At 48.0% G+C, this 18,379-nt stretch carries 16 protein-coding genes; 6 read left to right on the top strand and 10 right to left on the bottom strand.

Going from position 1 to position 18,379, the window contains the following annotated elements; all coding sequences use genetic code 11:
* The first annotated feature begins 26 nt into the window (after positions 1–26).
* From ppsA to AC1XTG_RS05315, 3 genes are read left to right on the top strand one after another with little or no spacing between them, the layout of a single operon-like run.
* A complete protein-coding gene (gene ppsA / locus AC1XTG_RS05325) occupies positions 27–2,651 on the top strand; it encodes a phosphoenolpyruvate synthase (protein WP_484841280.1) in 2,625 nt (874 codons plus the stop codon).
* A gap of 36 nt (positions 2,652–2,687) precedes the next feature.
* A complete protein-coding gene (locus AC1XTG_RS05320) occupies positions 2,688–4,340 on the top strand; it encodes a hypothetical protein (RefSeq protein ID WP_484841279.1) in 1,653 nt (550 codons plus the stop codon).
* 49 nt (positions 4,341–4,389) lie between these two features.
* Complete coding sequence (locus tag AC1XTG_RS05315) at positions 4,390–6,798, top strand: ABC transporter permease (protein ID WP_484841278.1); 2,409 nt, start codon at positions 4,390–4,392, stop codon at positions 6,796–6,798.
* A 7-nt stretch (positions 6,799–6,805) separates the two neighbouring features.
* On the opposite strand, the gene AC1XTG_RS05310 is transcribed toward AC1XTG_RS05315, so the two are convergent.
* Both AC1XTG_RS05310 and AC1XTG_RS05305 read right to left on the bottom strand, forming a co-directional pair.
* Complete coding sequence (locus AC1XTG_RS05310; RefSeq protein WP_056279793.1) at positions 6,806–8,056, bottom strand: dipeptidase; 1,251 nt, start codon at positions 8,054–8,056, stop codon at positions 6,806–6,808.
* 41 nt (positions 8,057–8,097) lie between these two features.
* A complete protein-coding gene (locus AC1XTG_RS05305; RefSeq protein ID WP_484841277.1) occupies positions 8,098–9,408 on the bottom strand; it encodes a hypothetical protein in 1,311 nt (436 codons plus the stop codon).
* A 271-nt stretch (positions 9,409–9,679) separates the two neighbouring features.
* Here AC1XTG_RS05305 and AC1XTG_RS05300 point away from each other — a divergent pair, with 271 nt between their 5' ends.
* Together AC1XTG_RS05300 and AC1XTG_RS05295 are read left to right on the top strand one after the other, a co-directional pair.
* The gene (locus AC1XTG_RS05300) at positions 9,680–9,991 is read left to right on the top strand and encodes a DMT family transporter (RefSeq protein WP_484841276.1); all 312 of its coding nucleotides are present in this window, start codon (positions 9,680–9,682) and stop codon (positions 9,989–9,991) included.
* Positions 9,992–9,993: 2 nt separating this feature from the next.
* A complete protein-coding gene (locus AC1XTG_RS05295) occupies positions 9,994–10,581 on the top strand; it encodes a GNAT family N-acetyltransferase (protein WP_484841275.1) in 588 nt (195 codons plus the stop codon).
* On the opposite strand, the gene AC1XTG_RS05290 is transcribed toward AC1XTG_RS05295, so the two are convergent.
* From AC1XTG_RS05290 to AC1XTG_RS05270, 5 genes are all read right to left on the bottom strand, one after another.
* Positions 10,528–11,442 (bottom strand): NAD-dependent epimerase/dehydratase family protein, encoded by a 915-nt coding sequence (locus tag AC1XTG_RS05290; RefSeq protein ID WP_056283159.1) that lies wholly within the window; start codon positions 11,440–11,442, stop codon positions 10,528–10,530. The two genes, AC1XTG_RS05295 and AC1XTG_RS05290, sit on opposite strands and share 54 nt — an antisense overlap.
* Before the next feature lie 58 nt (positions 11,443–11,500).
* Positions 11,501–12,088 carry a Crp/Fnr family transcriptional regulator gene (locus AC1XTG_RS05285; RefSeq protein ID WP_484841274.1) on the bottom strand — a complete coding sequence of 196 codons (588 nt, stop codon included), beginning with the start codon at positions 12,086–12,088 and terminating at the stop codon, positions 11,501–11,503.
* A gap of 58 nt (positions 12,089–12,146) precedes the next feature.
* Entirely contained in the window at positions 12,147–13,007 is an 861-nt protein-coding gene (locus tag AC1XTG_RS05280; RefSeq protein WP_484841273.1) for a helix-turn-helix domain-containing protein, read from the bottom strand.
* 97 nt (positions 13,008–13,104) lie between these two features.
* On the bottom strand, positions 13,105–14,010 hold the full coding sequence (locus AC1XTG_RS05275; protein WP_056279783.1) for an alpha/beta fold hydrolase: 906 nt from the start codon (positions 14,008–14,010) through the stop codon (positions 13,105–13,107).
* Between the two features lie 148 nt (positions 14,011–14,158).
* Positions 14,159–14,938 carry a hypothetical protein gene (locus AC1XTG_RS05270; RefSeq protein WP_484841272.1) on the bottom strand — a complete coding sequence of 260 codons (780 nt, stop codon included), beginning with the start codon at positions 14,936–14,938 and terminating at the stop codon, positions 14,159–14,161.
* Positions 14,939–15,180: 242 nt separating this feature from the next.
* On the opposite strand from AC1XTG_RS05270, the gene AC1XTG_RS05265 reads away from it, so the two are divergent.
* Positions 15,181–15,996, top strand: a complete 816-nt coding sequence (locus tag AC1XTG_RS05265) for a hypothetical protein (protein WP_056279781.1) — start codon at positions 15,181–15,183, stop codon at positions 15,994–15,996.
* 24 nt (positions 15,997–16,020) lie between these two features.
* Here AC1XTG_RS05265 and AC1XTG_RS05260 read toward each other — a convergent pair whose 3' ends face one another.
* From AC1XTG_RS05260 to AC1XTG_RS05250, 3 genes are all read right to left on the bottom strand, one after another.
* Positions 16,021–16,989 carry a virulence RhuM family protein/type II toxin-antitoxin system death-on-curing family toxin gene (locus AC1XTG_RS05260; protein ID WP_484841271.1) on the bottom strand — a complete coding sequence of 323 codons (969 nt, stop codon included), beginning with the start codon at positions 16,987–16,989 and terminating at the stop codon, positions 16,021–16,023.
* Between the two features lie 202 nt (positions 16,990–17,191).
* Positions 17,192–17,515 (bottom strand): nuclear transport factor 2 family protein, encoded by a 324-nt coding sequence (locus AC1XTG_RS05255; RefSeq protein WP_056279778.1) that lies wholly within the window; start codon positions 17,513–17,515, stop codon positions 17,192–17,194.
* Positions 17,516–17,582: 67 nt separating this feature from the next.
* Positions 17,583–18,371 carry an SDR family oxidoreductase gene (locus AC1XTG_RS05250; RefSeq protein WP_484841270.1) on the bottom strand — a complete coding sequence of 263 codons (789 nt, stop codon included), beginning with the start codon at positions 18,369–18,371 and terminating at the stop codon, positions 17,583–17,585.
* Positions 18,372–18,379: the final 8 nt, after the last annotated feature.

Below are 18,379 nucleotides of genomic sequence, written 5' to 3'. Positions count from 1 at the left end.
TTGTCAAACCTCTAACATTGGATAAGATGGGAAAGTACATACTGGGTTTGGATCAAATTGACAAAACTACAACTGACCTGGCAGGAGGAAAAGGCGCAGGCCTGGGCGAACTCGCACGAATAGGCGGAATTAAGGTACCAACAGGCTTTTGTGTTTCAACAGAAGCTTACAAAACGATTGTTAAAGAAATACCTGGAATAACTGACTTGCTGACTCAGCTTTCGACATTAAAAGCAGAGCAAAGGGAGCAAATCAGTGTATTAGCCAGCGAAATCCGGCGTGTGATTGAAGAGGTTTCTATCCCAAAGAGCATTGAAAATGAAGTAAGCAGGTACCTTTCTGCTTTTGGCGCAGAGAGTGCCTTCGCGGTTCGTTCCAGTGCAACCGCGGAGGATTTACCAACAGCATCCTTCGCAGGGCAGCAGGATACTTACCTGAATGTGGTTGGTGAAAAGGCAATTCTAAAATATATCAGCAAATGCTGGGCTTCCCTTTTTACCGATCGCGCGATTACCTATCGCATTCAAAACGGCTTTGATCATCGGAAAGTCAGTCTTGCCGTAGTTGTTCAGAAAATGATCTTTCCGGAAGCAGCCGGCATTCTGTTCACTGCCGATCCGGTTACGGGCAACAGGAGGACGCCCTGCATTGACGCAAGTTTTGGATTGGGCGAGGCGGTAGTGTCCGGACTGGTGAATGCAGACCATTACAAAGTGTGCAAGAACGGGCGCATTGAAAAGAAGGTATCTTCCAAAAAGCTGGCTGTTTGCCCTGCCGAGCAAGGTGGTACAACGCAAATGGACATTACGCCCGAACGTCAGGATCAGCCGGTGCTTACCGATTCGCAGATCCTGGAACTTGCATCCCTGGGAAAACAAATTGAGGCCCATTTCGGTGGTACCACAGAAGATGCGCCGCAGGATATTGAATGGTGCCTGGCCGACGGCACGTTTTACATTGTCCAGAGCAGACCGATCACTACCCTCTTCCCGGTTCCCGAGTGGAATGCGCAGGATGAAAAAACGCGCGCCTACGTGTCTGTCGGTCATGGACAGATGATGACCGATGCAATGCGACCGCTGGGATTGTCTTTCTTTCTTCACGTAACCCCGGCACGAATGCGGACTGCCGGCGGCCGGTTGTTTGTGGACGTAACGCCACTGCTGGCCTTGCCCTCCAGGAGGGAAACGCTCCTGGATACCATGGGAAAATCGGACCCGCTTATTAAAGATGCGCTGCTGACTGTCATCGAAAGGGGCGATATAGAGACCATACCGGAAGAAAATGCGAACGAAAACGGCAAGACGCCGCCTGCGAAGTCACCCGCGCCCGAAGAAAATGAGCTTGCTGCCTCCATTGTACCTGAATTGATCAGCCGTAGTGAAAGGTCGGTGCAGGAGCTGGAAGAACGCTTTCAGGAAAAATCAGGTGCTGACTTGATCCGGTTTATCCTCGATGATATTGTCGAATTGAAGAAGATACTGTTTGATCCGCAGAGTCACCGCGCGATTATGGCGGGTATGAATGCGGCTGAGTGGATCAATGAGAAAATGTACGATTGGCTGGGTGAGAAGAGCGCAGCGGACACACTTTCACTGTCTGTCCCCAACAACGTCACGTCTGAAATGGGGCTCGCGCTTTTGGATGTTGCGGATGCAGTGCGCCCTTTTCCCGAAGTGATTGCGTACCTGGAAAGTGTGCGCGACGAAAACTGGCCGGACACACTCATTGCATTAAATGGCGGGCAACAAGCCTGGAATGCGATCGATGCATTTCTCAAAAACTATGGAATGCGCTGCCCCGGAGAAATTGACATCACAAGAACCCGCTGGCTCGAACAACCCGCTTTAATAATCCCGCTTATCCTGAGTCACGTCAAAAACTTCGGACCTGGTGCGGGCGGGGACAAGTTTGAGCGTGGATTGCAGGAAGCTTTAAAGAAGGAAGAGGATTTACTATCCCGGCTGAGCCAATTACCCGGAGGAGAAGCGAAAGCAATGGAGGCAAAACGGATGATAGACCAGCTTCGCAATTTTGCAGGCTATCGGGAATACCCAAAATATGGAATGATCAGCCGTTATTTCGTATACAGGAAAGCGTTACTCAGAGAGGCCGAAGCATTTTTAAAAGCAGGTATAATTCGCGATAAAGAAGATATCTACTACTTCTCGATTGAAGAGCTGGCTGAGGTTTTTGAAACGCAAAAAGCAGATCAGCAGCTTATTGAGAATAGAAAGGAGGATTTCAGGAACTTTGAAAAACTTAATCCACCCCGTGTCATTACCTCCGAGGGCGAGATGATTTCAGGCGCATATCAATCAAAAAACCTGCCGGCAGGCGCTATTGCGGGACTGGGGGTTTGTTCCGGCACGATTGAAGGACGCGCGCGGGTTATCCTGAACATGAAAGACGCAGACCTGGAAGAGGGAGATATACTGGTTACCACTTTTACCGATCCCAGCTGGACACCGCTGTTTGTATCTGTTAAAGGTCTTATCACCGAAGTCGGCGGGATGATGACACACGGCGCAGTGATCGCCCGTGAATACGGATTACCGGCGGTGGTTGGTGTTGAAAACGTGACCAAGATAATCAAAGACGGCCAGCGGATCCGCGTGAATGGAACAGAAGGTTATGTGGAAATTTTGTAGGTTACCGCAAAAACACCAACAACTATCCTATACCCTATGATCAGGTACAACCTACTCTTCCTTTTTCTCCTCTGCTGGTTTGTAACACAGGCGCAGAACAAAGCCCCGTTCGAAAATGTGGTAATCACCTCAGAGAAAGGCAAAACGCTGGTTTCCGTGAATGAAAATGGAGACCTCCATGTAAATGTTGCTCCAAAAGATGGGACTAAGTTCAAAGCTGCGCGCCTGGTGCATTACAGCGACTTGGGTGCCCGGGGCGATGGCAAAACCGACGATATCAATGCCATTGCAGCCACCCACGCCTTTGCCAACCTGCACGGACTTGCCGTGAAAGCCGACGATGCAGCTACCTACTACATTGGCGGGAAAGCGCGCACAGCAGTGATCCGGACGGATACTGACTTTGGAAAAGCCGCTTTTATCATTGATGATACGGACGTTGAAAACCGCAATGCTGCTGTGTTCACGGTAAGTTCAGGCCTGAAACCTTTCAAGCTGGAAGGGGTATCATCACTCAAAAGAAACCAGGAGAAAATCAATGCGACATTGCCGGCGTCTTGCCTGGTTACTGTCACAAATGCAAACGTAAAGCAGTATATCCGGTTTGGATTGAATCAGAACAATGGTTCTTCGCAGACTGACATTTTTGTGGTTGATAAAAACGGCAAGGTAGATATGAATGCGCCCATTATCTGGGATTTTGATGAGATCACTGAGATAACTGCACTGCCGATAGACGAAAAGCCGCTGAGCATCAAAGGCGGGCGCTTTACTACAATAGCCAACAAAGCCGAATCAAAATACACTTACTACAACCGGAACATCGCAATTCGTCGCTCAAATGTAACCCTCGAAGGATTGGAACACCGCATTACCGGCGAAGGTGAGCAGGGAGCGCCTTACGGAGGGTTTATCAACATCGGTGAATGCGCCTACGTGACCGTCAGGAACACGGTACTGACCGGGCACAAAACTTACAGCACCATCGGCGCGGCGGGCAAGCCGGTTACAATGGGCACCTACGACCTGTCGGCAAACCGCGCATTGAATGTATCTTTTATCAACTGTACCCAGACGAACGACATCAATGACAATACATACTGGGGTATTCTGGGTTCGAATTTTTGCAAAAACCTGCTCTATGACCATTGTACCCTCTCCCGCTTCGACGCGCACCAGGGAGTGGCCAATGCGACTATCCGCAATTCGACGCTCGGACATATGGGCATCAATGCGATCGGCAGCGGATTGTTACTGATTGAAAATTCCACGATCCGCGGCAGAAGCATCGTCAATCTACGCTCTGATTACGGGAGTACCTGGCAGGGAGAAGTAATCATTCGTGACTGCGTATTCGTGCCTGCCAATGGGAAGCCGGTGAATGCGGCACTGATCAGCGGCTCCAACTCCGGTCAGCACGACTTTGGTTATACCTGCTACATGCCGGAAAAGATTACGGTTCAAAACCTTCGGATCGATGATTCGCAGCATCCTGAAAATTACCAGGGACCTGCGATTTTTACCAACTTCAATCCGGCCATGAAAGACGATTCTTACCAGGAAAAGTATCCTTATGTAAAAACGAGGGAGGTTGTGCTTCAGAATGTCACTACGACCAGCGGCAAACCTGTGCGGGTAAGTGATAATGACTTTATGTTTCGGAACGTGAAGGTGCGCACTGGTCAGTAGCTACGCAATACATTTAACTTATAGCCTTCAAAATCAACTGATCACTGGCATGTTCCGTAACTACTTCAAAATAGCCTGGCGAAATCTGACCGGGAATAAGACCTACTCGGCAATCAACATTGGCGGACTTGCGGTAGGAATGGCTGTGGCGATGCTGATCGGGCTGTGGATTTATGATGAGCTTTCTTTTAACAAAACACATCAGCACTACTCCCGCATTGCGCGGGTAATGCAGCAGCAAACCCTCGACGGAGAGGTAAATACCGGCAATAATGTACCTGCGCCATTGTTCAAGGAACTGCAAACTAGCTACGGCGCAGCTTTTGACCGTGTGGTAATTACCTCCTGGCTGCAAAGGCACGTACTGACTTACAACGGCGCAAGTTTTACGCAACCCGGCAACTTTATGTCCACAGGCGCCGCCGAAATGCTTTCCCTGAAAATGATCAGCGGCAGTACTGCCGGGCTCAAAGATCCTGCGACTATCCTGCTTTCAGCGTCGACCGCCAAAGCAATTTTCGGAGACGCTGACCCGGTGGATAAAACGTTGAGACTGAACAAAGATCTGGATGTGAGAGTAGCTGGGGTCTATGAAAATATCCCCTTTAACTCAGAGTTTCACGAACTTGCCTTCATCGCACCTTTTGACCTGTTTGTCTCTTCTACCAATTGGGTAAAAGCAGCGGTGGAGAACAATGAATGGGAAAGCAGTTCTTTTCAAATACTGGTTCAATTGTCGGCAAACAGCGATTTGCAATCAGTTTCTGACCAAATTAAAAATATCGAGGTCAGGAAAGCGGGAGCAAACGAGCTGAAATTCAACCCGGAGATACTGCTGCATCCTATGAGCCGCTGGCACCTCTATTCTGAATGGGAGAATGGACGCAATGCGGGCGGGCGCATTCAGTTTGTCTGGCTTTTTGGCATTATCGGTGTATTTGTGCTGCTGCTTGCCTGCATTAACTTCATGAACCTGAGTACCGCACGGTCCGAAAAGCGCGCCAAAGAAGTGGGTATCAGAAAGGCGATCGGCTCGGTGCGCCTGCAATTGGTGGGTCAGTTTTTCAGTGAGTCTTTCCTGGTTGTTGGCCCGGCTTTTTTCCTTTCGCTGGTGCTCGCCAGGCTTGCTCTTCCGACATTCAATGAGATTGCAGATAAACAAATGCAAATGCCGTGGCAAGATCCGCTTTTTCTGGTCAGCGGCCTGTTATTTGCGCTTTTCACCGGTTTTGTAGCGGGCAGTTACCCGGCATTTTACTTATCTTCATTTCAGCCCATTAAAGCATTAAAAGGTAAATGGACGCCGCTGGGCTTGCGTGCTACATTGCCCCGGAAGATACTGGTAGTGCTGCAGTTCACCGTTTCGATCACGCTGATCATTGGTACTGTGATTGTGTATAAACAAGTCCTTCACGCCAAAAGCCGGCCGATTGGCTATAACAGGCAGGGGCTTGTAACCATGCTCGTCAATACGCCCGACATTCACAGGCATTTCGATGCTGTTTTGGATGATCTTGTTAAAACAGGAAGCGTGGTTTCGATGGCAGAGTCGGCGGGACCACCTACTGAGGTTTTTTCGGCCAATGTAGGTTTCAACTGGAAAGGGAAAGATCCCGGGCTGCAATCTGAATTTGCGACAATCGGTATCTCACACGATTTTGGAAAAACAGTCGGCTGGGATTTTATTGCCGGGCGGGATTTTACCAAAACCCTGGCCAGTGACTCGGCGGGATTTGTTGTAAATGAAGCCGCTGTGAAGTTCATGGGACTGGCAAAGAAAGACTTGGATGATGCGATCGGAGAAACCGTCACCTGGGACGGTAGGTCTTTTAAAATCATCGGGGTGATCAGGGATATGATCATGGAATCGCCTTACGATCCTGTCAAGAAGTCAATCTTTTTCATTCCTCCGAGAGGCGGCCGGTTTATTACTGCCCGGCTCAATCCCGGCACGAATTCAAGTTCCGCATTGAAAAACATTGAGGCGGTTTTCAAAAAACATGCGCCTGACTCTCCGTTCAGCTACCAGTTTGTGGACCAGGAATATGCATTAAAGTTTGCTGCCGAGGAAAGGATCAGTAAGCTGGCGGCAGTATTTACTATACTGGCCATTTTCATCAGCTGCCTCGGACTTTTTGGAATGGCATCTTTCATGGCAGAGCAGCGCACAAAGGAAATCGGGATCAGAAAAGTGCTCGGAGCTTCCGTCACAAACCTCTGGCGGCTGCTTTCCGTAGATTTCGTCATGCTGGTAGCCGTCTCCTGTCTGCTGGCGATACCCATTGCCTGGTATACCATGGATCAGTGGCTAGAAAAGTACACTTACCACACCCGCATATCCTGGTGGATTTTCGCAGCAGCGGGCATTGGTACACTTGTTATCGCACTGGTAACAGTAAGCTACCAGGCGATAAGGGCAGCTTTGCTTGATCCGGTGAAAAGCTTGCGGGGAGATTAGCGCAGGCTCACTTTCCTTCCGTTACCTGCCGGATCACGCGCAGCCAGTTCAGGCCCAGGATCTTTTTAATCCGCTGATCCGTGTAACCCAGCTTTTGCATTGCGATGGTAATCTGTGGAAAATCGCTGATGTCTTTGATCTCGCGAGGCAGTTCAGGCCCGCCGTCAAGGTCAGATCCCAGCGCGATATGGTCCTCTCCTACCAGCTTCACGCCGTAGTCAATCACCTTTGCAAGCTGGTCCACATGCATCCAGTATTCATCCGGTATGGTTCCATTGAAAGTAAACGGGAGCTCGCGTGCAAACTCTTTGTCCACATCCTCAATGGTCTGCGTGGTAACCTGGGAGGCAAGTATCCTGGGTGTTTTAGGCTGCGGATCAGGCTGCACTCTGACCGGATTATTAGGTTTTTGCCACGCCCAGTATTTGGGATTGTTAAACAAGCTGCCGAAATGGACACCGATCACGCCGCCTTTTGAAGCAATTGCCTTAGCTGCTTCATCGGAGATACAGCGCGGGTGATCCACGATTTTGTGAAAGCCGCCGTGACTGTAAATGACAGGATGCCGACTCGCAGCAACCGATTGCAGAATGGCGTTATTGGAAGCGTGGGCCACATTGATCACCATTCCAAGGTCATTCATTTCTTTGATTACCGCTTTCCCGTGCGCATTGATGCCGCCCCAGGTATACACATCGTTACAGGCATCGATAAACGCATTGGTAGTACTGTGTGCCGTCAGCTGCATGGAGCGCAGTCCAAGTTTGTAAAGCGCCCGCAGCAGGTCGAGATCGCCGTGCAGGTCGTAGCCTCCTTCCAGATCAAGGAAGGCTGCCATTTTTCCTTTTTTGTTGATACGTTCAATGTCGGAAGCGGTAAGTGCCAGCTCAATTACCGCATTGTTCTTTTTGATTTGTTCCAATGCAAGATTTACAACACGGAAGGTATTCTTCATCTCGAACCTTCCCGGGTAATAGTTTTCAGGAGTATAAACCGAAAAGAACATCGCGTCCAATCCACCTTCCTTCGCCCTCGGCAGATCGACGGTACCATCGGGATAACGCTGCCCGATATCCGTCTTGAATATCAGCTCGCGACTCATCACATGCGTATGTCCATCCATAACGAATGCATTGCGATGCAGGTCCGGCATTGGTTTGTCTTCAATACCAGGAGCAGCAGAAAAGGATTGTTTTTCAAAAGCAGCACCTGCTACTGGTAAAAGGGTCAGGGATTTTATAACGTCTCTGCGTTTCATATACAAACATTAATTTTTGCGAAAGTAGCTTACAAACTCCCCTATTCATCGAATCCGCGCACGTAGGGCATTTTGGGCGGGCGTTCGCCTTTGCTGAATTGAGGCCCGCGTGTGGAGCGGTATTTCATGTTCATGAATGGCGTTTCAATGCGGCGGCCAACTGGTGAGTAGCGACCATTTTCCCAATTCGATTCCATATTGAAGGCAGTGATTCCGGTGGATAACAGCAGCCTTTCTGCATTGAATGGCTCCTGCTTTGTTACCATCATTTCGGTAATCCAATGGGGCTGAGAGTTGGAGGCGTGGTATTGGTCAAACGGTCCCGGCCAGCCCAGCATGGAGATCACTACCGGATCCTTTTGTCCATTGATTTCTCCGGCAAATGTCCAGCCTACATCCCGTGCATTGTAAACCGCTGCTTTTGTACCGTCATTATATTCCACAATGCAAACATTCGGCTTTTCAATCTCCTGAAAATGTCCTGCTTTCAAGCCGAAACTGACGCGTACCGCTTCAAGCAACTTCCCGGCCCAGGGATTTTGTCCTGTCCACTTCCAGGTTTCCTGTCCGCGGATGCATTGTACCGACTTAACACCCGTTTCGCCGCCTTTCCGGCGTTCCACAAAAGCCTGCAGCACGTCAACGGAATGAAAAAGAGCCCCTTCGTCCAGTGTGCCGCCAAGTACAATTGAATGTTTCAGAGGTGTATCGACGGCAAGTTCTATCTCAGGCTTTCGGAAGTAGGTTGGAATGGAAGAACCGCCCGTCAACGGAAAATTCAGCTCGCGCGATTTGTCGAACATCCATTTGGCTTCATCCCAGTTGTAAGAAAGGTGTTTATCATTAAAAATCGGCACTGCACGCTTGCTCTGCTCAAATACCCGGATTACTTTTTCGTAAATCCACCAGCGCGGCAAGAGCCACTGCCCTTTCAGATTCGTCGGATACTCTCCATGTTCTCCAACAATCACGACCCCGTCTACGGCTAGCTCCTTCCCTCCCAGCGTAACCGCCTCTCCCGCCGTTTTGAAGATTGGGATGTTTTTCGATTTACAAATCTTCTGCGCCAGCAAACTTGTATCAAACTGATGAATGTAAACCGAAACAACCTCTACCCGCGAAGGCGTATGGGCTCCCTCCCACCAATAACCGTCCAAAAGCTTCGTGATAATCCAGTCCGCATGCGATCTCGTAGCTCCCCAGTAAGTGACCAGACAAGCGATACGCGGTTTTGCCGAAGCACTTTGCGGCGCAGCTGCTGCGTTGCCGGTTAAAGCGGCAAGCCCGGCCAGACCAGTTACACCGAGCATTTCACGCCGCGTCAGTGTTAGCTTATTTTCTGTTTTCATCATGATGGTTAAGGTTCTGTGATTTAGGAATGGAGGATGCTGGAAAATACATAGAATCACAGACATCTTCTTGCCTTTTTGCAGCTCTGACGTATTTAAACCGCATTTTGTTGAAAGTAATCTTGAATGTGAGGGATCACTTGACAGTAACCTTCCTGATTTCTTATTTTTGCATCGCGCTACTCAACCTATCTCCGCGTAGCACAATGCAGGAGGACGACCTCCCCCGTAGTGGGAACCAAATCGGGACGGCCCGGCCTAAAAAGGTCTTGTTATGTCCTGGATTTATTTGGTTGCCGCCGGCCTCCTTGAGGTTGTCTGGGCCTACTTTATGAAGCAGTCGGAAAGTTTCACCCGGCTTGTCCCAACTTCCATTACCATTGTTGCGATGATCGCAAGCTTTTCCCTGCTTGCTTTGGCAATGCGGACTTTACCGCTCAGCACCGCCTATACGGTTTGGACGGGTATCGGTGCGGTCGGCGCTTTTTTGATCGGCACTTTTATCCTCGGGGAGCCAGCAAATGCCATGCGGATCGCCGCCGCCCTGCTTATCATGGCGGGACTGGTACTTATGAAACTTTCGTGAACATGAAACAAACGCATCAAATGGATCAGGTAACCATAGTGAAAGCCGGCGCTGACGATCTGGCGACAGTTCAGCAAATCAGCCGCGAAACCTTTTTTGAAACATTTGCAGAGGCTAATACCGAGGCAGATATGAACAAATACCTCACTGAAAATTTCAGTGAGGCAAAAATGACCGCAGAGCTCAACCATCCCGATTCGCAGTTTTACATTGCCTGGCTTGATGAGAATCCTGTGGGTTATATGAAGTTGAATGCGGGGCAGGCACAAACGGAACTGCAGGATCCCACGTCCCTGGAAATTGAACGCATTTACGTAAAAAGCGCCTTTCACGGGAAAAAAGTAGGTCAGCTATTGTACGACAAAGCACTCAAAGTCGCCCGGGCGACACAGAAGTCCTATCTCTGGCTGGGCGTCTGGGAAGAAAATCTGAAAGCGATCCGGTTTTATGAAAAGAATGGTTTCGTGGCTTTTGATAAACACATTTTCAAATTCGGCGAGGACGAGCAGACTGACATCATGATGAAAAAGCAGCTATCAGCTGCGGATCATTTGCCTGATTCCTTCCGCATAGCTGACGGGCTTATATGAGAACCTTTTCTCGAATTTGCTGCTGTCGAAAACGTAGTCACGGTCATATTGATAGGCCATTTCTTTCAGTTCTCTCAAGATCGGCACAAAAAGCCCGAGCAGCTGCATCATCCATCCCGTAAAAATGTAATAGCGTGGCTGCACATTCATTTCCGTGGCGATCATTTCAATGAATTGCTTTCCGGTCAGCCGCTCCGCCGATGTGGGCAGGTGCCAAACTTCCCCGTAAGCGTCGGGTGTATTACCTAGTAGTGCGAGGGATTTGCCAATGTCAGGCACGTACGTGAATGAATGCACTTTCGACGCGTCTATTTGCCAAAATGCTTTTTTGCCTTTCTTGAACTCATCATTTACTGAAATGCTGAGCGGACTGTTTTTAACATCAGGTCCGTAAAAATCAGCACTTCGGGCTATGAGCATCTGCAATCCCTGTGATTGGGCATCGAGCAGCATATCCTGCACAGCCGCCCGCACCTTCCCTTTTTCACTCGGCGGATTGACACGGGAACGCTCCGTCATGTGCGGAATTTCGTCTGCCGCATACATATATACATTGTCCAGAAATACCAGGCGCGCCTTTGCCTTTGTACATGCATTGATCACATTGCGCATCAAAATGGGCCAGTCACGTCTCCAAACGCGAATGTTATATTCCAAACCTGCTGTAAGATACACCACCTCAGAGCCTGCCACTGCGGCTTCAACTTCCGATGCTTTCAACAGATCAGCCGGAAAAAGCTCGTCGCCGGCATTGACCCGCGCGGGTTTACGGGATACCAGCCGGATATGGTCCGTGTAGTTTTTCAGTTCTTTGGCCAGTACAATGCCGGTTGCACCACCAGCGCCTAGTATCGTTTGCATGATTGCTTTTTTTGATACAAATGTATCGCTGTGAGCCAGATCCAAATGTTGATCTGTGTTAAGATTTTGCCTCCACAAACAATCTTTTTCGAATGCGGCTCAGACTTTCAGGCGCTATGCCGAGGTATTGCGCGATATAACGTTGCGGCACGCGCAGAAAAATGTCCGGACGGGCTTCGGCCAGCATCAGAAAACGTTTTTGAGGGGTGTAAGCAAGCAGGGATTTGGTACGTTCCATACTTTCAGCCGCAATGCGTTCCACCAATATGCGGAAGAACAAAGCAACAGAGGGCACTTCCCGTAAAAGCATGCCCATATCCTTACAGGTCAGGGAAAGTACCGAAGTTTCAGTCAGCGCTTTGATGTGGGACGTGGCAGCGTTCTGTTTGGAGAAGCTGTCCAGGTCTGTGATAAATTCATTTTCAAATGCGAAGTTGCACGACTTTTCAACGCCGGATTCGTCGAGGTAAAACTGGTGCAATGCACCATTCAGCACAAAAAACACCTCAGATGCCTGTTCTCCGGCATTGAGCAGGATAGCGCCGCGTTTGAAGGTGCGCTTTTTGAAGAAGGAAGAAATATATTCCGCCTCGGCATCGTCGAGCTGCACATCTTTCCGCAATATCGAGATCAGTTCCGGCGCCATATTCTACTCTCTTTAAAATGTTGAGTTGTTTTAAAGATTCAATATACATCAAAAGCCCTTACTGTTGTTCCAGCGCCAAAAACCCCGCCCTAAAACCCGACGGCGACTCACCCGTTTTGGACTGGAACAGCCTGCTGAAATACGCCGGATCCTGATATCCCAAGTCATAAGCGATTTCTTTGGCAGTGAGCGAAGTATGCACCAATAAGCGCTTTGCTTCTAGAATAATGCGGTTTTTGATCACCTCGTTGGGTTGTGGTAACCGTAGCCGGTTGAATTTGTGGGTGATCGTTTTTGGCGCCATGCACAAGAAATCGGCGTAATCGGCGACGGTGTGTTTGGATTTATAATGTTCTTCTACGAGCCTGGTAAACTTGCGGAAAAATTCGAGATCGCTTTGCTGCTCGGTGACGTCGTGCGTCAGATGCTGCCTTTTCCAGGAGCGCGTGGCGCGGATGAGGAGTTGTTTGAGATACGTGCGGACCATTTCTTCCAGCGAGCTGTCGTTGAGATTAAATTCCTGGATCATCTCTTGAAATAACCCTCCCAGAAACGCAATTTCTGCATTCGAAAGCTCTACTTTGGGCATATTCCGGATGTTATTAAACAGCAACCCATCGCACGCAACTTCCTGATCGTGAATCTGAATGCAGTAAAAATCGCGGTTGTAAAAAATGAAATATCCGCTGTCTTCGCCTGCTTGTTCCAATTCGAGATATTGATTGGGACTGATAAAAAACAAAGTCGGCTGCTGCGTTTCATAACATGCAAAATCCACTCTAAGCTTGTAGCCGGCAGGCAGATACAGGATTTTGATATATTCCTTATAAGCAGGCCCGTTGATTAGTTCCGTTTGCTCCTGACTTACCTGAAGCAATCCCAGCGTCTTTAAATTATTGTTGAAAACAGTTGAACTCATGGCTATATACGCTTGTGAATTTCGGGATTATTTTTTGTTTCAAAATAGAGAAAAAACCTGTGAAGCAAATCATCGCTTCACAGGTGGAATCGTTTATTTAGTTTCTTGCGAATTTTTCAAGCTCGGTGTTGAATTTATCCATTTCTTCAATGAAAAACCCGTGGCCGCCTTTTTCAAACTTAATGATGTGCGAACCTTTGATGGCTTTTTCAAGCTGCTCAGCACCTTTGAAATCACACAGTTTATCGTTCACACCGTGGAATATCGCCACCGGGATTGTAATTTTCGACAACACCGGGCGCAGGTCCAGATCTCCCAATGCGCTGATTGCCTGAGTGGTAGCGTAAGGTGAAGCATTCAGGTTAATGTTTTCCAACCATCTCATCGTCTCTTCGGAAAGTCCGCCTTCTTGTCCCTGAAATGCTTTTCCGAAACCAGAAATCAATTGTTCGCGGTTGGTTTTGGTCTGCTTGATGAGGTCTTTTGCACCCTGTTCAGTGATTCCAAGCGGATAACCTTCGCGCTGTTTCCACGACGGACCGGTGGCGCCGAATACGGCCAGCTTGCTGATATGCGCGCTATTATATTTGGTCACATAGTGCAGCACCACCGCGCTTCCCATCGAAAATCCGCCGAGTGTTGCATTTTCAATTTTCAGTTTTTCCAAAACCACTTTAATGTCGTCGGAGAAAGTATCGAAGTCATATTTTCCATAAGGCCGGTCCGATTTTCCGAAACCGCGGAGTGAAATGCCGATCACCCTGAACCCTTTTTCAACCAGATATTGGTATTGATATTCGTACATCTCATTATTGAGCGGCCATCCGTGAATGAGGACGACAGGCTGGCCCTCGCCCAGGTCGATCACGTGGAGTTTTACATTTTTTTCTACTTCAATGTATTCTTCTCTTCCGAATGCGGCAGGCTTGCGGGATTGTGCAAATGTCACTTGGCTTAGGATCAATGTGAATGCGAGGGCGATGGTGAAGGCAACAGTTTTCATGTGAGCAGTACGTTTGATGTTTGAGTTAATTTGCTAACCGTTAGCAGATTGTCGTTTTCGTTTCGACATTACAAAGGTTGCCTCTTTAACCCGGCAGAAGAATGGATAAAATGCCAAGCAACTTGTACATTTTTCCCGCGACTCAAAATTATGGCTTGTAAAACGTCGCCAACTGCCCTAACCGCTGCCTTGCCAGCTCATTTTTCATCGGCTCAAACCGCGCTACTTCCGAGTTGTCCTTGGTAACCACGATATAAAACGGCTGCTTCAACTTATTGGTCATGTGGTAAATTGACAAAAGCTCTGCAATGTCCTCAAACCAGGCCGCAGTTGCATATAAAGAAGGGAAAGGCGTTTTCGAAAGCTTTGCATAAACATCAGGCGCCAGGCTGATGGAAACCGGCTTCCCACTTCGAAATCTCGTTTCTAACAATGAATCAATGTATGGCTCGGCGGGCTTGTTCATCAACCGCCAAATGTCTTTGGTAAAAGGCGTCGGTTCCACGACTGCACTGGCATTGTCGGGATGCGGCGTGATGTTCGTCACCGCATCCACAACATGCGTAGCTTCGTGCAAAAGCACATAAATGATAGCATCCATGTTGCCGCCTTCGACGTGAAGGCTATAACTGGAATCCGCAGCGGGAATGAAGCAGGATTTCTCTTTCCAGGTCGCCCACTGCGAAATGTTTTCGTTCAGCAAACTCGCGCGAAATGTAATGTTGAACATTTTCTTTCCGCCAACCGAATCGACTGGTGAGGTCAATGCCGTGTTCGGCATATGGTCCATGAAGCTGATGCTGAGCAAATGTCCTTTCAAAATGTGCTGGTGCAGCGGCGGCAGGAGTTTGAATGCTTTTGTTACCTTTTCTTTCTCAGCCGGGGTGAGTTCGTGGTTGACCGGCTGCATTCCGGCTTCGCGGAACATTTTGAAGACGCTTTCAGGGGCGGGTTTGATGCGCCGAGAAAGCGCGTTAGTATTTAAATGAGTCTTATTTTGCGCCTGGGAGCAGGTTGTAATAAACAGGACAAGTACGGCAGCAATTCCAGTTTTAAGTCGCGGCAGGATCATCGTTTAAAAGGTCAATTACAGATAGTAAAAAGATTAAAAGTTGCTAAAAAGCTTATATATAATTTATTTATATATTTGAGTCAAACATTCACACGGAAATGAAACTACACATTGCTCCGCTTATTTTGATCATAACAGTACTCGAATCTTACGCCTCTGCCCAGCCAGCGCCGCTGAAAGGAACCTGGCTCAGCCCCTTACAGGAGCTGATCGAAATCCACCACCTGGGTCGGGATTCGAGTAATGTTTTGGCTAACAAATTGTTGCAGGAGGATTATTTCCATTTGTTCATTTTCGGCGATACACTGAGTTATCAGCATATTTATACAAGCTCTGAAACTGATTTTAAAATAGAATATACGGATCGCTATGATTTGAAAATTGTCAGCAGTAATGATTCAACATTAATTGTAGAGCCTGTTTCCAAATTGTCAAAAAGCTATTTTCAAAACCGCGCGCTTTTGAAACTCAGCAGAAAAGAGCATTTGATTGACACGACAATTGTTTTTGAAAAGCTGACTTATCACGCTACGCCTGCCTGGTTTAGTCCAACAGTTACCGTGAAATTGGATAACCGCAAGAATTTAGCGCTGGATATTACAAATGATTATCCTCCTGGAAATGGTGAATTGCCGACCGGGAATTATACCGCAGTTCTCGACGACAGTACTTACCGACAGTTTATTGAGATTCTGCAAAAAAGCAGTATCAGAAGCCTGAAATTTGGCACACAGATGGTAAAGGATTCACCGGAAATTACGCTCGATATTTACTTTAACGGCCAGCGCAAATATTTGAAAGCCACAGATGTGCCGAAATTGGCTTCTGATCTTCTTTCATTTATAAGTCGCCGTTTGCAGGCCTATCCCGGCCTCAGGTCAATAGACACCACTGATCTCCCATTGAAGCATTGAAACTTAGCTCGTGGCTATTAGCCGCTATTGATTCCTATTCAAAACACTAACAATCAACTTCTTCACAGTCTCCATTTCCTCTGGCTTGCTGGCGGCGGCGAAAAGTGTCAGGCTTGCGAGTGCTTCGTTGCTGATAATTGGGTTTTCGTTCGCTTTCAATAAGCCATTTACTTCCAGAAAAAGTAGAAAACACGCCGCGGCAATTCGTTTATTCCCGTCGACAAATGAATGGTTTTTGATAACCAAATAAAGCAGGGTAGCCGCTTTTTCCTCGATTGACGGATAAAAATCTATTTCCCCAAACCCTTTACTGATCTGCGCAACTGAGCTTCGGAAACTATCATCTTTTTCCTTTCCAAACACGAAAGAGTCGAAATCGCGCCGCATGGCTTCAATAATATTTTGATAAGATGATAAATCGGGGTATGTCGCTGCTCGCTGGCTGATTCCTTTCTGATCCAATGCTTCATGATCGTAATCATCAAGCAGTTCCAGTCCTTTGGCAAAATGTGCTAGCCAGGGGGTGTCTGCTTCACTAGCCTTGTATTCAATCGCACGGCTCAGAATCCGGATCCCGTCTTTCAGCGTTTGCACTTGCTGGTTTTTCTGAGCAAGTCGCTGCTCGTTAATGGAATAGCCCTGGACAAGATATTCTTTCAGCCGCTGAGTCGCCCAAATGCGGAATTGGGTCGCTTTACCGGAATTGACACGGTAGCCAATTGACAAAATCATATCCAGATTATAGACTTCAAGTTCCCTGGAAACATGCCGTTTACCTTCCACTGCAACTATTTCCATTTTGGAAACAGTTGCTTCTCGCGCCAGTTCGTCACTATTAAATATGTTTCGGATATGCTTGCTAATTGCAGGGACTTCGGTTCCAAACAATGTGGCAATCTGTTTCTGGCTTAGCCAGGCAGTTCCATCTTTTACTGAAACTTCCATCTGAACTCCACCATCGGCACTTTCATATATCTCAATCTGCTTCTCCATCTTTTTAAATCATTTTATTTAGCCCGAATATAGAAGTAAGCCGGGCAAATAATTTGGTGGATTATCCTTCGGTAAAAGAGATGGACGACTTTCTGCGCGTATGGAGCAAGCTTGCACTTTGAAGCTGTAAACAATTATTTAAAAGGTCGCTGTTGTCTCTTTGCAGGCGTTGTATTCCAGCAAATGAATGCATCTGAAATCATTAGCCTGTAATTTTCAGCGAACTGATCAGCTCGCCATCAAACTCTATATGATAATGCATCACCCCCGGTCTGCCGGGAAAATCGCCGCTTGCTTCTACGATCAGCGAACCTTTTGAATCTGTTTGTGTGAAATCAATGATTTTCGATTGCATTTTATATTTCTCTACTGCCTCCTCAATCCACTGTTTGATTTCACCTTTGCCTGTGTGGGTCGCTCCTTCGTCGTGAACAATGGCGTTCTCTGTGAAATAATTGGCAAATGTGGTGCTGTCTGATTCGTTTTGTGCTTTAATTAAGCCTTCTATATTTTCAGGAAGTTTCATGATTCTTGATGGTTTATGCTGATTAAAAAATGGTTTTTACTGATTGAAGCTTTTGACTGAATGTTGACTACACCGTCCGAACTGTGCCTCCGTCGATGATGTATTCAGTGCCCGTGAGGTAACTTGCTCTTGGCGAAACCAGGAAGCCGACCAACTCGGCAACTTCTTCCGGCCGGGCTGCTCTGCCGAATGGAATGCCGCCCAATCCGTCCATGACGCTTTTTTCAGCTTCTTCCATCGTGCCGCCTGTGCTTTCGGCAATGCGTTCCATCATCCGGACCGATGACGTGGTCATGATCCAGCCCGGCGAAACGGTAAGTACGCGGACGCCTTTCGGGGTAACTTCATTCGATAAGCTCTTGCTGTAATTGACCAAAGCCGCTTTCGCTGCTGCATAAGGCAATGTGGATTCGTACAATGGCAGCCTCGCCTGAATCGACGCAATGTGAATGATCACTCCTCCGTGCTGCTCGATCATCCCGGGCAGAAAGCCGCGATCGAGTCGCACGGGTGCCAGCAAATTGGTTTGAAGTGTCTCTTCCCATTGCTCGTCGGTCAGTACTGCAAAGCCGCCGCCGGGCGTTTCCGATGCGCCCAAATTGTTTATCAGAATATCCAGTCGACCGAATTGCTTGTAAATTTCATCCACCACTTTTTGCGTCCCCTCGGGTTTGCTCAGATCGGCCGCTATAAAATGAACGCCATTAATTTCGTCATCGGGCTTGTTTCTTGCGGTAATGATCACTGTTGCGCCTGCTTTTACGAGGCGGTCTGCGATGGCTTTTCCGGCGCCTTTTGTTCCGCCTGTTACCAATGCAATCTTGTCTTTCAGTTCGTTTTCAAAATTAAATTCCATGTCCTTTT

This window comes from Dyadobacter sp. HNCC25DJ183, assembly GCF_056895175.1.
Note: the sequence above shows the minus strand (reverse complement) of the source record. Positions and strands in the feature narration are given on the sequence as shown.

Bases quoted from the DNA above. Each gene is read 5' to 3' on its own strand.
- AC1XTG_RS05260 (WP_484841271.1), bottom strand. From the start codon at position 16,989: ATGGAGAAGCAGATTGAGATATATGAAAGTGCCGATGGTGGAGTTCAG.
- AC1XTG_RS05275 (WP_056279783.1), bottom strand. From the start codon at position 14,010: ATGAAAACTGTTGCCTTCACCATCGCCCTCGCATTCACATTGATCCTA.
- AC1XTG_RS05250 (WP_484841270.1), bottom strand. From the start codon at position 18,371: ATGGAATTTAATTTTGAAAACGAACTGAAAGACAAGATTGCATTGGTA.
- AC1XTG_RS05295 (WP_484841275.1), top strand. From the start codon at position 9,994: ATGAAACAAACGCATCAAATGGATCAGGTAACCATAGTGAAAGCCGGC.
- AC1XTG_RS05265 (WP_056279781.1), top strand. From the start codon at position 15,181: ATGAAACTACACATTGCTCCGCTTATTTTGATCATAACAGTACTCGAA.
- AC1XTG_RS05300 (WP_484841276.1), top strand. From the start codon at position 9,680: ATGTCCTGGATTTATTTGGTTGCCGCCGGCCTCCTTGAGGTTGTCTGG.
- AC1XTG_RS05305 (WP_484841277.1), bottom strand. From the start codon at position 9,408: ATGATGAAAACAGAAAATAAGCTAACACTGACGCGGCGTGAAATGCTC.
- AC1XTG_RS05290 (WP_056283159.1), bottom strand. From the start codon at position 11,442: ATGCAAACGATACTAGGCGCTGGTGGTGCAACCGGCATTGTACTGGCC.
- ppsA (WP_484841280.1), top strand. From the start codon at position 27: ATGGGAAAGTACATACTGGGTTTGGATCAAATTGACAAAACTACAACT.
- AC1XTG_RS05270 (WP_484841272.1), bottom strand. From the start codon at position 14,938: ATGTTCCGCGAAGCCGGAATGCAGCCGGTCAACCACGAACTCACCCCG.
- AC1XTG_RS05255 (WP_056279778.1), bottom strand. From the start codon at position 17,515: ATGAAACTTCCTGAAAATATAGAAGGCTTAATTAAAGCACAAAACGAA.
- AC1XTG_RS05320 (WP_484841279.1), top strand. From the start codon at position 2,688: ATGATCAGGTACAACCTACTCTTCCTTTTTCTCCTCTGCTGGTTTGTA.
- AC1XTG_RS05315 (WP_484841278.1), top strand. From the start codon at position 4,390: ATGTTCCGTAACTACTTCAAAATAGCCTGGCGAAATCTGACCGGGAAT.
- AC1XTG_RS05280 (WP_484841273.1), bottom strand. From the start codon at position 13,007: ATGAGTTCAACTGTTTTCAACAATAATTTAAAGACGCTGGGATTGCTT.
- AC1XTG_RS05285 (WP_484841274.1), bottom strand. From the start codon at position 12,088: ATGGCGCCGGAACTGATCTCGATATTGCGGAAAGATGTGCAGCTCGAC.
- AC1XTG_RS05310 (WP_056279793.1), bottom strand. From the start codon at position 8,056: ATGAAACGCAGAGACGTTATAAAATCCCTGACCCTTTTACCAGTAGCA.